This window comes from Actinoplanes sp. NPDC049118 (assembly GCF_040648555.1).
Taxonomy (GTDB): domain Bacteria; phylum Actinomycetota; class Actinomycetes; order Mycobacteriales; family Micromonosporaceae; genus Actinoplanes.
Map to the genome: position 1 here is coordinate 67,402 of NZ_JBEZDY010000011.1, position 12,981 is coordinate 80,382.

Below are 12,981 nucleotides of genomic sequence, written 5' to 3' on the forward strand. Positions count from 1 at the left end.
GTGCGCGGCAAGCGGCTGTTCATCGCCACCTTCCTGATCCCGCCCCTGCTGCTGTACGGCGTCCTCGTCGTCTCGCCGTACGCGCAGGCGTTCCAGATCGCCGGCACGAACTGGAGCGGGCTGTCGCCGACGTACGACTTCGTCGGGCTGGACAACTTCCGGCGGCTGTTCGGCGACGCCTACTTCTGGAACGCGCTGCGGCACAACGGGCTGATGCTCGTGCTGCTGCCGGTGGCGACGATCCTGCTCGGGCTCTTCCTCGCCTCGATGATCAGCGTGGGCGGGCGCTCGGACCGGGTGGGCGTGCACGGCGTACGCGGAGCCGGCTTCTACCGCGTCGTCTACTTCTTCCCGCAGGTGCTGTCGGTGGCGATCATCGGCGTGCTCTGGAAGGAGATGTACGCACCGCACACCGGCATGATCAACGGTGTCCTGCGCTCGGCCGGGCTGGACGGGCTCGCCGTGGCGTGGCTGGGTGACCCGAGATTCTCGTTCTGGTGCGTGCTGGCCGTGCTCGTCTGGATGAACGTGGGCTTCTACGTGGTCCTCTTCAGCGCGGCCATGCAGTCGATACCCCGCGACCTCTACGAGGCGGCGCTGCTGGACGGCGCGAACCGGCTCACCACCCTGGTCCGGATCACGGTGCCGCTGGTGTGGGACACCATCCAGGTGGCCTGGGTGTACCTGGCGATCATCGCGATCGACGGGTTCGCCGTGGTGCAGATCATCACCGACGGCGGGCCGAGCTCCTCGTCGGACGTGGTCGGCCTGCGGCTGTACAAGACCGCGTTCGCCGACGGGCAGTTCGGCTACGCCTCGGCCATCGGCGTGGCGATGTTCTTCATGACCCTCACGGTGGCGGTCACGTTCCTGCGGGCAACCCGCCGCGAGCGGGTGGAGCTGTGATGGCGGTGCTCACCGAGAGCCACCGGGAGTCGCCGCCGCTGGCGAGGCCGCCGGCTCCGCAGCGCGGGGTCCCGGTGCTCTCGCACGTGTTCCTGATCGGCTGGGCGCTGCTCACCACGCTGCCGCTGCTGTGGGCGGTGCTCAGCTCGTTCAAGAGCGACAACGAGATCCTGACCGACCCGTGGAGCCTCCCGTCGCGGCTGCGGTGGGAGAACTGGGGGCGGGCCTGGAACGAGGCCCACATCGGCCGGTACTTCCTGAACAGCGCGATCGTGGTGACCGGCGCGCTCGCCCTCACCATGCTGCTCGGCGCCATGGCCGCGTACGTGCTGGCCCGCTACCGGTTCCGCGGCAGCCGGATCGTCTACTTCGCCTTCGTCGGCGGCATGATGTTCCCGGTCTTCCTGGCGCTCGTGCCGCTCTTCTTCGTGGTGCGCAACCTCGGCCTGCTCGGCACCCTGCCCGGCCTGACGTTGGTGTACGCGGCCTACTCGCTGCCGTTCACGGTGTTCTTCCTGACCGCGTTCTTCCGCACCCTGCCCACCTCGGTCGCCGAGGCCGCGATGGTCGACGGGTGCGGACACTTCCGGCTGTTCTTCGCGATCATGCTGCCGATGGCCCGGCCCGGGCTGGTCAGCGTCGGCATCTTCAACTTCCTGTTCCAGTGGAACCAGTACGTCCTGCCGATCGTGCTCATGCAGGGTGAGGGGGCGGAGCGGAGGTGGGTGCTGGCGCAGGGGTTGACCGCGCTCGCGGTCAACGAGGGGTACCGCGGTGACTTCAGCGGCCTGTTCGCCGGGATGACCATCGCGATGCTGCCGGTGATCGCCGGCTATCTGCTGTTCCACCGGCAGGTGCAGAGCGGCCTGGCCGCCGGCCAGCTCCGCTAGGCAGGCCGGCCCGTATCCCACCGCGTCGCAGTGGCTCCCGACGAACCTCGACGTGCTGCCGGCGCTGCTGAGCCGGCTGGGCGACAGAGCAGGTAATGCCTCGCCAGGAAGCCTGGCTTGGTAAAATGGCGCGGGAGGATCACGATGTCATCCTCAGTCGCCCTCGATGATTTCGAGGCGGTTCTGTTCGATCTCGACGGGGTTCTGACCGCCACCCGTCCGGTTCATGCGGCGGCGTGGAAGCGGACGTTCGACGATTTCCTGCGTAGCTGGGATGCCGGGCACGGCACCAGCAGCGGCTGGTTCGACGAGGCGTCCGACTACGCCGCCTACCTCGGCGGCAGATCACGTCAGGAAGGCGTGCGTGAATTCCTGGCCGCCCGCGGGATCGAGCTCTCCGAGGGCAACCCGGACTCCCGGCCGGGGGAGGATTCGATCTGGGGGCTGGGCAACCGGGAGCGGTTGCTGGTCGACCGCGAGTTGCGGCGGACCGGTGTGGAGGTCTTCCCCGGGTCCATCGCCTGGGTGCGGGAGCTGCGCGAGGCCGGGCTCAAGACCGCGGTGGTGTCGAACAGCGGCAACTTCGAGCGGGTGATGGCGCACGCCGGCATCACCAATCTGTTCGACATCCAGGTCGACGGTGAGGCGGCGCCGGCACTGCGTCCGCGCGACGAGCCCGCGCCGGACGGCTTCCTGGAGGCCGCCCGCCGGCTCGGCGTCCCGCCCGAGCGGGCGATCGTGGTCGAGGACGCCATCGCGGGCGTCGAGGCCGGCCGGGCCGGCGGGTTCGGGCTCGTGGTCGGGGTCGACCGGGACGGGCATACGGAGGAACTGGCCGCCCACGGCGCCGACATCGTGGTCGCCGACATCGGCGAACTGCTCGCCGCGCCCACCGCCGAGGTGCACCGGGCAGGTCCGCGGGACCACCGGTTGGTGGCCGCGGCGCGGCGGATCATCGCGGACACGGGGGATTACCCGCCCGATCCCTGGCGCATGGTCGAGCGCGCCTACAACCCCGACTACGTCGAACAGACCGAGACGCTGTTCGCGGTATCGAACGGATTTCTCGGCATCCGGGCCTCGTTCGAGGAGGGCGAGCCGTCCTACCGGCCGACGACCCTGCTCAACGGCTTCCACGAGACGTGGCCGATCGTGTACCCGGAGAGGGCACACGGGTTCGCCAGCACCGGCCAGACCATCCTGCCGGTTCCCGACGGCACCACCATCCGCCTGCTCGTCGACGACGACCCGGTGACCTGCGAGACGACCGAGGTCCAGGAATTCGAGCGGGCACTGGACATGCGGCGAGGCGTCCTGGAGCGCTCGGTGGTGTACCAGCTGGTGGACGGCCGGCGGTTCCGGCTGCGCACCACGCGCTTCGTGTCGCTGGCTCAGCGGCATCTGGCGTGCATTCGTTACGAACTGACCGCACTCGACGCCCCCGGACACCTGACGCTCTCCTCAGACCTGGTCACCCGTCATCCGGCGGCCCAGGAACCGGCGGACGATCCGAGACGGAGCCGGGTCCTCACCGGCGAGGCGCTTGCGCCCGACGTCGAGTGTGTCGAGGACGCCCGGGTCATCCGGACCTATCGAACGCTGCGCAGCGGGCTCGTGGTCGCGGCCGGGATGGACCACGAGTTCGACGGGAATGCGATCACGTACGCACGTACCAAGCTCGACGCGGACCGCGCCAACGTCGTGTTCGACGTCGACGCCCGGCCGGGGCAGACCGCCACGCTGACCAAATGGCTGGCCTACCACTACGACGCCGCGGATGCGACGGATCTGTCCAGCCGCGCCGAGGCGACGCTGCACCAGGCTCGAGCCGCCGGCTACGCGGCCGTACTGGCCGAGCACGAGGGTCGGATCGGCGATTTCTGGACGCGCAGCGACGTCGTGTGGGAGGGCCGTCCCGCCGTGCAGCACGCCCTGCGCTTCAACCTGTTCACCATCATGCAGGCGGCATTGCGCAGCGAGGGACACGGAGTACCCGCAAAGGGCCTGACCGGCACCGGCTACGAGGGCCACTACTTCTGGGACACCGAGGTGTACGTGCTGCCGTTCCTGATCCACACCACCCCGGCAGTGGCCCGCAGCCTGCTCATGCACCGCGTACGGATGCTTCCGTACGCCCGCCGCCGGGCACGCGAGGTCGGCTGCGCCGGGGCGTTGTTCCCGTGGCGCACCATCATCGGCGATGAGGCTTCGGCCTACTACGCGGCGGGCACCGCGCAGTACCACATCGACGCCGACATCGCCTACGCCCTCGACCAGTACGTCCGCGTGACCGGCGACACCGACCTGCTGTTCCGGCACGGCGTCGAGGTCCTGGTCGAGACGGCGCGCATGTGGACGGACCTGGGCTTCTTCTCCGAGCGCCGCGGCGGCCGGTTCGTGATCCACAAGGTGACCGGACCCGACGAGTACAGCACGGTGGTGAACAACAACCTGTTCACCAACCTGATGGCCGCCGAGAACCTGAGAATCGCCGCGGACGCCGTGGACCGCGTGCGGGTGGAATCCCCGTCGGACTACCGCCGGATGGTCGATCGCACCGGCCTGCGTGACGGGGAGCCGGCGACGTGGCGCCGCGCCGCCGAACAGGTCTACGTCCCGTACGACGAGCAGGCCCGTGTCCATCTCCAGGACGACGGCTTCCTCGACCAGGCACCGTGGGACTTCGCCGGGACGCCCCTGGATCGTTACCCGCTCCTACTGCACTACCATCCGCTGGTCATCTACCGCCACCAGGTGATCAAACAGGCCGATGTCGTCCTCGCCACCGTGCTCCTGCCCGATCGTTTCACCGCCGCGCAGCGGAGCGGGATCTTCGACTACTACGACCCGCTGACCACCGGGGACTCGTCGCTGTCCGAATGCATCCAGGCGATCGCGGCGGCAGATGTCGGCAAGTACCGCAGCGCGGAGGAGTACCTCTTCGACGCCGCGGCGGTGGACATGGCCGACACCGCGGGCAATCTGCGAGACGGCGTCCACGTCGCGTCCGCCGGCGGCTCCTGGATGGCACTCGTGTACGGATTCGCGGGATACCGTTGGCGCGGACAACGGCCACAGTTCTCCCCGATGCTGCCCACGCGCACCAGCCGGCTGCGTATTCCGCTGCAGATCCGCGGATCGCTCCTCGAGGTGGACATCGAAGAGCATCTCGTCACCTACTCCCTGCGAAGCGGAGACCCGGTAACGGCGCAGCACTACGGCCGGGAGTTCACCGTCAGCGCGACCTCGCCCGCCTCCTTCCCCGGCGAATACCGCACGCACGACGCCGGACCGCGCTCCGCGGATCCCGCGGCGGTGTGACCGCCCAGGGTCCTCAGCGGTCGAGCAGCTGGGCCAGGTGCACGGCGGGCCGGTCCCGCAGGTCGGCAACCTGGGTGCGGCAGGAGAAGCCGTCGGCGAGGACGACCGCGTCGGGGGCGGCGTCGAGCGCGGGCAGCAGGTTCTGCTCGGCAACGGCGACGGAGACCTCGTAGTGGCCGAGCTCGACGCCGAAGTTGCCGGCCAGGCCGCAGCAGCCGGCCAGGCGCCGCACCCGGGCGCCGCTGGCGGCGAGCAGGTCGGCGTCGGCCTTCCAGCCGAGGACGGCGTGGTGGTGGCAGTGCGGCTGGGCGACGAGGTCGACGCCGGACAGGTCCGGCGGGGTCCAGCCCGGGGTCTTCGCGAGCAGCTCGGCGAGGGTGTGCACGGACTCGGCGACGAGCGCGGCGTCGGCGTCGCGGGGCAGCAGCTCGTGCACGTCGGAGCGCAGCACCGCCGTGCAGGACGGCTCGATGCCCACGATCGGGACGCCGTCACGGGCGTCGGCGGCCAGCGTCGCGATCGTACGCGAGAGGATCTTCCTCGCCGAGTCGAGCTGGCCGGTGGTGATCCAGGTCAGGCCGCAGCACACCGAGCCGGACGGCAGCCGCGGTTCGTAGCCGGCGGCGCGCAGCACCCGTACCGTCGCCTCGGCGACCTCGGGCGAGAAGGCGTCGGAGAAGGAGTCGGCGAAGAGCACCACCGGCTTGCGGCCCTCGGCCGCGGCCGGGGTGAAGCTGCGCCGGAACGGGCGCCGGGCGAAGGCCGGCACGGAACGCCGCCGGTCGACACCGGCCAGCCGGAGTGCGAGGCCGCCCAGGACGGGCAGCCGGACGGCCGCGTTGGCCAGCCGTGGCATCCACCCGGCCAGGCGGGCCCAGAACGGCAGCCTGCCGAGCGTGTAGTGCGAGCGCGGCCGCAGCCGGCCGGAGTAGCTCTGGTGCAGCACCTCGGACTTGTAGGTGGCCATGTCGATGCCGGTCGGGCAGTCGGAGGCGCAGCCCTTGCAGGCCAGGCACAGGTCCATCGCGTCGTGCACCGACGGGTGCGACCAGGACAGTTCGCCGCGCACGACCTCCTGCAGGATCCGGGCGCGTCCGCGGGTGGAGTCCTTCTCCTCGCGCGTGGCCAGGTAGGACGGGCACATGACGCCGCCCGCGGCGGAGTTGTCGGCGCGGCACTTGCCGACGCCGGTGCAGCGGTGTACGGCCTGGCCGAGGTCGCCGTCGTCGTGCGGGTACGCCATGGCGAGGTGCTTGACGGGGAAGCGCCCGGCGGGCCGGACGTCGGCGTCGACCGGGTCCGGATCGACCAGCACGCCGGGGTTGAGCAGGTTGCCCGGGTCGAAGGCGTGCTTGACCCCGGCGAACAGGGCGATCGCGTCCGCGGAGTACATGTGCGGCAGCAGCTCCGAGCGGGCCCGGCCGTCGCCGTGTTCGCCGGACAGCGATCCACCGAACTCGCCGACGAGCCTCGCCGCGTCGGTGAGGAACTCGCGCAGCACCGTCGTGCCGCCGGGCTGGTCGAGCGGGTAGTCGAGCCGCACGTGCATGCATCCGTCGCCGAAGTGGCCGAACGGTGCGGACGTCATGCCGTAGGAGGAGACGAGGTCGTCGAAGCGCGCGAGGTAGGCGCCCAGCTTCTCCGGCGGCACGGCGGCGTCCTCCCAGCCGGGCCAGGCGGGCTTGTCGGAGGGCGCGCGGCCCGCCAGGCCCGCGCCGTCCTCCCGGATGCGCCACAGCCGGGCCTGGCGCGCGGGGTCCGTGACGACGAGGGAGTCCTCGCCGATGCCGTCGGCCGCCAGCTTCTGTGCCCGGGCGGCAACCTCGCCGAGTTCCTCGCCGGCCAGCTCGACGAAGAGCCAGGCACCGCCGCGCGGCAACGGCGGGACGGCGTCCGGGCCGCGGCGGGCCCGCATCACGTCGAGCAGCCGCGAGTCGAGCCCCTCGCAGGAGGTCGGGCCGTGCGCGACCACCGCCGGTGCGGCCTCGCCGGCCGCGATGATGTCCGGGAAGCCGAGCACCACGACGACCCGGACCGGCGCGTCGACGACCAGCTTCACGCTCGCCCGGGTGATGACCGCCAGGGTGCCCTCCGAGCCGACGAGCGCCCTGGTGAGGTCGAACCGCTCGGGCAGCAGGTGCTGCACGGCGTAGCCGGACACCTGGCGACCGAACCGGTCGAACTCGGTCCGGGCGGTGGCCAGGCGTGCGCCGACCGCGTCCCGGACAGCGGCGATCACGGAGTCGGCGCCGTGCACGAAGGAGGCGCCGTTGTCGTCGTAGCCGGTGGTGAGGCGGTCGCCCGCGGCGGTCAGCAGCTCGAGCCCCGCCACGTTGTCGGAGGTGCGGCCGTACGCGAGCGACCGCGAGCCGCAGGCGTTGTTGCCGATCATCCCGCCGATGGTGCAGCGCGGATGGGTCGACGGGTCCGGCCCGAAGCGGACGCCGTGCGGCATGACGGCCTTCTGCAGGACGGCGTGCACGGTGCCGGGCTCGACCACCGCCGTGCGCGCGCCGGGGTCGACGTCGAGCACCCGGTTCAGGTGACGGGAGAAGTCCAGCACGATGCCCCGGCCGACGGCGTTGCCGGCCACCGACGTGCCGGCGCCGCGGGAGGTGAGCGGCACCCCGGCCTCGCGGGCGACGGCGAGCGCCGCGGCGACCTCGTCGACGTGCCGGGGCCGCACCACGGCGAGCGGGGGGATCCGGTACAGCGAGGCGTCGGAGGAGTACATCCCCAGGGTGCCGGCGTCGGCCCGCACCTCGAGCCCCGCCCTTCGCAGGGACTCCACCACTCCGTGCGGCCGCTCGCTCATAAGTAACATGTTACTCATGCCCGAGCTTGCCCTGCCGCCGGATGCACACACCCTCGCCGACGCCGTCGCCCAGGCCGTCCGGGACGGCGTCGCCGCCGGCGAGCTCGTGCCCGGCACGACCTACTCCGTCTACCAGCTGGCCGAGCTTCTCGGGGTGTCACGCAGCCCCGCCCGGGAGGGCCTGCTCCGCCTCGCGGAAGCGGGACTCATCGAGATCCGCCGCAACCGCGGCTTCCGCGTCCTGCCGCCGAGCGCGCACGACATAGAGGAGATCGTCGACATCCGCCTCGCCCTCGAACCGCCCGCCGCCCGCCACGCCGCCGAGCGGGGCACCGACGAGCAGCACGCCACCATCCGGGCTGCCCTGGACGCCATGGCCGCGGCGGCCGCGTCCGGCGACGAAGTCGCCTTCTGGCCGGCCGACCGCACCCTGCACGACCTGCTGCTGCGCGCCTCGGGCCGGCACCGCACCGCCGCCATCGTCGAGCGGCTGCGCACCACCACCGCACTGCTCGGCCCGCCGACCACCGCCAGCGGCCGCACCCTGCCCGAGATCCACGCCGAGCACGAACCGGTGGTCACCGCCGTCCTGGCCCGCGACGGCGCCGCCGCCGAGGCCGCCATGCGCGCCCACCTCGAGGCGACCCGGGGCCTGCTGGTGGGAAACCTGCGCCGCGGCCGCCCCTGACCCGCTACACGGCGAAGCCGCGGCGGGCGGCGACCTCGGCGAGGTCCGCCCATTCGTCGCCGCTCGCGCGCGGCTGGGGCAGGCAGCCGAAGGTCAGCGGCCGCGGAACGCGGTACCGGGGCGCGGCGAGCACCGGCGGGTTCTCGAAGTCGAGGACCTCGGCGAGGTTGTTGGCGGCCGCGTCCCGCACGGTCAACGGCGCCAGCCGGAACCGCCACTCGATCATCTTCAGCACCGACGTGTGGTCGTAGAGGCCGTGCGCCACCGTTCCGCGCCGCGACCGCGGCGAGATCACCAGGCACGGTACGCGGAAGCCGCGCAGCCCGGCGCCGAGCTCCGGGTTCGGGTCCGGCCCCTCCGGCGGTGGCACGTGGTCGAAGAAGCCGCCCCACTCGTCGTACGTGATGACGAGCGCGGTGCGCGGCCAGTTCGGGCCGGAGACGACCGCGTCGTACACCTTGCCGAGGAAGTGCTGGCCGAGCCGGATGTCGGCCAGGGGGTGCTCGTCCTCGGAGAGCCCCGGCACGATCCGGCCGAGGAATCCCGGCTCCACGAAGCTCACCGCCGGCAGCGTCCCGGCCTCGGCGGCCGCGTAGAACGCCGAGATCCGTTTGCTGATGCCCAGGTGCCGGGTGCCCCACAACGCGGTGAACGGCACGTCGCTGTAGTAGTAGCGCCCGGAGACCCCGGCCGCGGCGAGCCGGTCCCAGACGGCCGGCATCCGGGCGATCCGGTCGATCGACGTGGTGATCCGGTCGGTCTGTCCGGAGTGCAGGAAGAGCCGGTTGGGGTACGTCGGCGCCATCATCGCGGTGAAGTACCGGTCGCAGACCGTCCAGTCGAGGGCGGCGCGTCCGTGGAACCCGAGGTCCGCGGCCTCGAAGTAGCCGATGGAGAACACGTCGTTGTCGCCCGCGCGCAGCCAGCCGTCGCACGCGCCGCCGTTGAGCTCGACCCGGCCTCCGGCGTACGAGTGATCGGGGTCGTTGAACCCGCAGCCGTGCGGGACGGTCAGGTGGTGGGTCTGGCGCGCGACGCCGTCCCGGTCGACGAACGTGAGGCCGGCCTGCCTGCCGTCGGCGCCGGGCAGCCAGCCGAGATAGTGGTCGAACGACCGGTTCTCCATCATGACCACGACGATGTGGTCGACGCCGGAGTCCTGGGGTGCCGGCAGCGCCGCCGCCGCGGCGGCTTCCGGATCGAGGGCGGCGCCGGTCGCACCCGCGGCCGCGAGGGCGAGAGCTCCGGACAGGAAGTCACGCCGGGTCACATCACTCATCTACGGCCCCTTTGCCGCGCGGGATTGACGTTAATCGATGTTACGGCCGCCTGTGATCGACAGGAAGGGGCGCTCGAAAACCGGCTCGTCGATCGCCGGCAGGCATGGCAGGGTCACATCGACCATTGATGCCGGAGGGTGGGCCGATGCCGTTGCTGCGCCAGATCCGCGCCGACTTCGACGCCGACACGATCGTGCTGTACCAGGCGTTCCCGCCGGCCATCGCCGACTCCGCGCTGGCCGCGGGGCGTTTCGTGGCGCCGTTCTCGCTCACCCGGATGACCTGGATCAAGCCGTCGCTGCTGTGGCTCATGCACCGCAGCAACTGGGCACGCAAGCCCGGCCAGGAGCGCATTCTGGGGGTACGCGTCACCCGCGCCGGCTGGGAACAGGCGCTGTCGCAGGCGGTGCTCACCGCACCCGAACCGGCCGTCCACGGCAGCGCCGTCGCCTGGAACGCGGCGTTCGCCGCCGCCGGCGTGCACGTGCAGTGGGATCCGGAACGGTCGCTGCGGGGCGCGGCACTCAACCACTACAGCATCCAGGTCGGCATCGGCCGCGCCCTGATCCGCTCCTACGCCGAGGAGTGGGTGGTCGGACTGACCGAGCTCACCCCCACCGTACGGAAGATCGACGCACTGGTCCGCGCGGGCCGGCACGCACAGGCCCAACGGCTGCTGCCACCGCAACGCCCCTACCCGCTGGGCCGGACCATCGCCCGGCGCATTCAGGCCGACGCCTGATGCCGACGGCACCGGGCCCGCCGCGACGGTCGCGGCGGGTCCCGGTCGGCTCTGTCGCGGGTCAGGCCGGCGGCGCCTCCCACACGAACCCGTCCGGGTCGGTGAAGGGACCGGCGTCGCCGCCGACGACTATCCGGTGGGATCCGGTGCCTTCCGGCGCGACGCCGGCGTTCTTGGCGGCGGCTCGGCGGCCGTACAGCGCCAGGTTGATGGGGGAGCCGGCGGTGTCGAACTCGACGTACTTGCTGCCGAAGCTCTTCTTCACGGCCAGTCCCCGGTCGACGTAGAACTGCTTGCTGGCCTTCACGTCCGCGACTCCGAGCAGGAGCACGATGTCGTCGATCTGCCGGGTCGCCGGGCCGCTGTCCTTCTTCGACGAGGTCGCGACGCTCCAGATCGTGCCGTCCGGTGCCTGTACGGCCGCGCCGTAGCCCCAGAGGCTCTTCTTCGGCGGCTTCAGCGTCGTGGCGCCGGCCGCGAGGGCGGTGCCGACGAGGCTGTCGACGGTGCTCGGCTGGGACACCACCAGGGAGAGCGTGAAGCCGCGGAAGCCGGTCGTCGGCGCCTGCGAGGCGCGGAAGTCCACCATCTTGCCCAGGCCGAAGGCCTCGCCGTAGAAGGCTTCGGCGGCCGCGGGATCGGTGACCTCGAGGGACACGTACTCGATGGCGGTCACTTGGACACCTCCTGGATCCGGACCATGTTGCCGGCGGGGTCGCGGAAGGCGCAGTCGCGGACGCCGTACGGCTGCTCGGTCGGCTCCTGAACGACCTCGGCGTCGCCGGCCTGGACCCGCTCGAAGGCGGCGTCGAGGTCCTCGGTGGCCAGCAGGACGCTGGCGAAGGTGCCCTTGGCCATCATCTCGCGGATCGTGCGTCGCTCGTCGTCGGTGAGGCCGGGGGTCGCGGCCGGCGGGTACAGGACGATGGAGGTGCCCGGCTGTCCCGCGGGGCCGACCGTGATCCAGTGCATCCCGTTGTACCCGACGTCGTTGCGGACCTCGAAGCCGAGCGTGTCGCGGTAGAAGGCCACGGCGGCCTCCGGGTCGTCATGTGGAAGGAAGCTCGAGTAGATCGTGATGTCCATGCCAGCAACGCTAGGTGCGCCCCGCGGCCCGCGCTTCTCGATTCCTGATCGGTCTGGTCGCGTCCGGCGGCGGCGGGCCGGCCGCGAAACGGACATCGGTGACGCTCAGGTCAGCGGGGTTCCGGCGCGCAGCAGTTCGGGGGTCAGCGTCGCCGCGGCGAGGTCGCGGGTCTGCACGGCCGTCGCGCCCGCCCGGGACGCCTGGCGCAGGCATTCGGTGAGCGGGGCGCCGCCGAGGTGCGCGGCGAGGAAGCCGGCGAAGAAGGCGTCGCCCGCGCCGTTGGTGTCGATGACCTCGCCGGCCGGGGTGGCCGGTACCCGGATGACCCGCCCGCCCCGCTCGCAGGCGATCGCGCCCTGCGCGCCCAGCGTGCAGACGGCCAGGCGGCTGCCGGCGGCCGTCCGCTCGCGCAGGAACGCCTCGGGGTCGGCGAGGCGTTCCCCGCTGAGGAACAGGTAGTCGGCCGCGTCGCGGAACTCGCGTTGGAACTCGCTGACGCCGTCGTAGTCGTGCAGGTCGCACCAGACGGGCTTGCCGGCGCGGCGCGCCGCGCGCAGCACCGGACGGGCGTGGTCGGCGAGGTCGGCGACGACCACGTCGGCGGCGTCGATCAGTTCGGGCGCGACCGCGACGGTCTGCGCGGGCATGGGCAGGGTCAGGTACACCGAGAGCCGCTGTCCCTGATCGTCCATCAGGTTGACGTGGCGCTCGGAGCCGTTGGCGCTCGGTGAGACCACCAGGTCGATTCCGGGTATGCGCAGCCCGGCGGTGATGCGCGAGCCGGCGTCGTCGTCGCCGACCAGGGTGAGCAGGGTGACCTGCATGCCGAGCCGGGCGAGGTTGAGTGCCTTGCCGGCGGAGGTGCCGCCCAGGCTGTCGTGATGCGACCGGGCGAACAGGGCGTGCGGCTGCGGGGGCGGCAGATCCGCCACGCGGACGATGAGGTTCCATGCGGCTGGGCCGGCGACGAGGACGCGATGCATGACGTCATCCTCCCGCACCGGACGCCGATTGCAAGAAGTTTCAGTTACGACTGCGAGGCGCGCCGGTTTCGCGGGGCGAAGGCTCGGCCCGATGCGGGCGACGCCCGCCGCCTCGGTCTTCGTGATTAGGCTCACCATCGCTGGTAGGGGCGTACTGGTCGGCGTCCGCGTGAGCTGGGCGCGGGGCCGGATCCTCCCGTCCTGGCGCATTGACTGGAGTTGACGTCTCTTGCAAGAACTTGCAAGGCTCTGCGTGCCCGGACGCTGTC

At 71.7% G+C, this 12,981-nt stretch carries 10 protein-coding genes and 1 pseudogene; 6 read left to right on the forward strand and 5 right to left on the reverse strand.

The features are described from left to right. The 4 genes and pseudogenes from AB0B58_RS18710 to AB0B58_RS18725 all read left to right on the forward strand — a co-directional run bounded on the left by AB0B58_RS18710 (position 1) and on the right by AB0B58_RS18725 (position 5,117). Positions 1 to 906 carry a sugar ABC transporter permease gene (locus AB0B58_RS18710; RefSeq protein ID WP_360224911.1) on the forward strand — a complete coding sequence of 302 codons (906 nt, stop codon included), beginning with the start codon at positions 1 to 3 and terminating at the stop codon, positions 904 to 906. After that, positions 906 to 1,796, forward strand: coding sequence for a carbohydrate ABC transporter permease (locus AB0B58_RS18715; RefSeq protein ID WP_360224913.1), 891 nt, complete (start codon positions 906 to 908; stop codon positions 1,794 to 1,796). The genes AB0B58_RS18710 and AB0B58_RS18715 overlap by 1 nt, the downstream gene beginning before the upstream one ends. A 144-nt stretch (positions 1,797 to 1,940) precedes the next feature. Continuing rightward, positions 1,941 to 2,678 (forward strand): annotated as a pseudogene (locus AB0B58_RS18720) (HAD-IA family hydrolase); the annotation flags it as partial. Between the two features lie 111 nt (positions 2,679 to 2,789). Next, positions 2,790 to 5,117, forward strand: a complete 2,328-nt coding sequence (locus tag AB0B58_RS18725; RefSeq protein ID WP_360225312.1) for a glycosyl hydrolase family 65 protein — start codon at positions 2,790 to 2,792, stop codon at positions 5,115 to 5,117. A 13-nt stretch (positions 5,118 to 5,130) separates the two neighbouring features. Here AB0B58_RS18725 and AB0B58_RS18730 read toward each other — a convergent pair whose 3' ends face one another. Beyond that, complete coding sequence (locus AB0B58_RS18730) at positions 5,131 to 7,932, reverse strand: FAD-binding and (Fe-S)-binding domain-containing protein (RefSeq protein ID WP_360224915.1); 2,802 nt, start codon at positions 7,930 to 7,932, stop codon at positions 5,131 to 5,133. A gap of 16 nt (positions 7,933 to 7,948) precedes the next feature. Here AB0B58_RS18730 and AB0B58_RS18735 point away from each other — a divergent pair, with 16 nt between their 5' ends. Further along, positions 7,949 to 8,620, forward strand: coding sequence for a GntR family transcriptional regulator (locus AB0B58_RS18735; protein ID WP_360224917.1), 672 nt, complete (start codon positions 7,949 to 7,951; stop codon positions 8,618 to 8,620). 4 nt (positions 8,621 to 8,624) lie between these two features. Here the strand turns inward: AB0B58_RS18735 and AB0B58_RS18740 are convergent, their stop codons facing one another. Then, positions 8,625 to 9,899 carry an alkaline phosphatase family protein gene (locus AB0B58_RS18740; protein ID WP_360224919.1) on the reverse strand — a complete coding sequence of 425 codons (1,275 nt, stop codon included), beginning with the start codon at positions 9,897 to 9,899 and terminating at the stop codon, positions 8,625 to 8,627. 146 nt (positions 9,900 to 10,045) lie between these two features. Between AB0B58_RS18740 and AB0B58_RS18745 the strand changes: the two genes are divergently transcribed. Beyond that, on the forward strand, positions 10,046 to 10,642 hold the full coding sequence (locus AB0B58_RS18745) for a DUF4291 domain-containing protein (RefSeq protein WP_360224921.1): 597 nt from the start codon (positions 10,046 to 10,048) through the stop codon (positions 10,640 to 10,642). Between the two features lie 61 nt (positions 10,643 to 10,703). Here the strand turns inward: AB0B58_RS18745 and AB0B58_RS18750 are convergent, their stop codons facing one another. The 3 genes from AB0B58_RS18750 to AB0B58_RS18760 all read right to left on the reverse strand — a co-directional run bounded on the left by AB0B58_RS18750 (position 10,704) and on the right by AB0B58_RS18760 (position 12,712). Continuing rightward, positions 10,704 to 11,318, reverse strand: a complete 615-nt coding sequence (locus AB0B58_RS18750; RefSeq protein ID WP_360224923.1) for a glyoxalase — start codon at positions 11,316 to 11,318, stop codon at positions 10,704 to 10,706. Then, positions 11,315 to 11,728, reverse strand: a complete 414-nt coding sequence (locus AB0B58_RS18755; protein WP_360224925.1) for a VOC family protein — start codon at positions 11,726 to 11,728, stop codon at positions 11,315 to 11,317. The genes AB0B58_RS18750 and AB0B58_RS18755 overlap by 4 nt, the downstream gene beginning before the upstream one ends. Positions 11,729 to 11,833: 105 nt before the next feature. Further along, complete coding sequence (locus tag AB0B58_RS18760; protein ID WP_360224927.1) at positions 11,834 to 12,712, reverse strand: carbohydrate kinase family protein; 879 nt, start codon at positions 12,710 to 12,712, stop codon at positions 11,834 to 11,836. Positions 12,713 to 12,981 lie beyond the last annotated feature (269 nt).

Excerpts from the sequence above, each read along its gene's own strand:
- AB0B58_RS18735 (WP_360224917.1), top strand. The coding sequence starts at position 7,949 with ATGCCCGAGCTTGCCCTGCCGCCGGATGCACACACCCTCGCCGACGCC.
- AB0B58_RS18740 (WP_360224919.1), bottom strand. The coding sequence starts at position 9,899 with ATGAGTGATGTGACCCGGCGTGACTTCCTGTCCGGAGCTCTCGCCCTC.
- AB0B58_RS18760 (WP_360224927.1), bottom strand. The coding sequence starts at position 12,712 with ATGCATCGCGTCCTCGTCGCCGGCCCAGCCGCATGGAACCTCATCGTC.
- AB0B58_RS18715 (WP_360224913.1), top strand. The coding sequence starts at position 906 with ATGGCGGTGCTCACCGAGAGCCACCGGGAGTCGCCGCCGCTGGCGAGG.
- AB0B58_RS18745 (WP_360224921.1), top strand. The coding sequence starts at position 10,046 with ATGCCGTTGCTGCGCCAGATCCGCGCCGACTTCGACGCCGACACGATC.
- AB0B58_RS18730 (WP_360224915.1), bottom strand. The coding sequence starts at position 7,932 with ATGAGCGAGCGGCCGCACGGAGTGGTGGAGTCCCTGCGAAGGGCGGGG.
- AB0B58_RS18725 (WP_360225312.1), top strand. The coding sequence starts at position 2,790 with ATGGTCGAGCGCGCCTACAACCCCGACTACGTCGAACAGACCGAGACG.
- AB0B58_RS18755 (WP_360224925.1), bottom strand. The coding sequence starts at position 11,728 with ATGGACATCACGATCTACTCGAGCTTCCTTCCACATGACGACCCGGAG.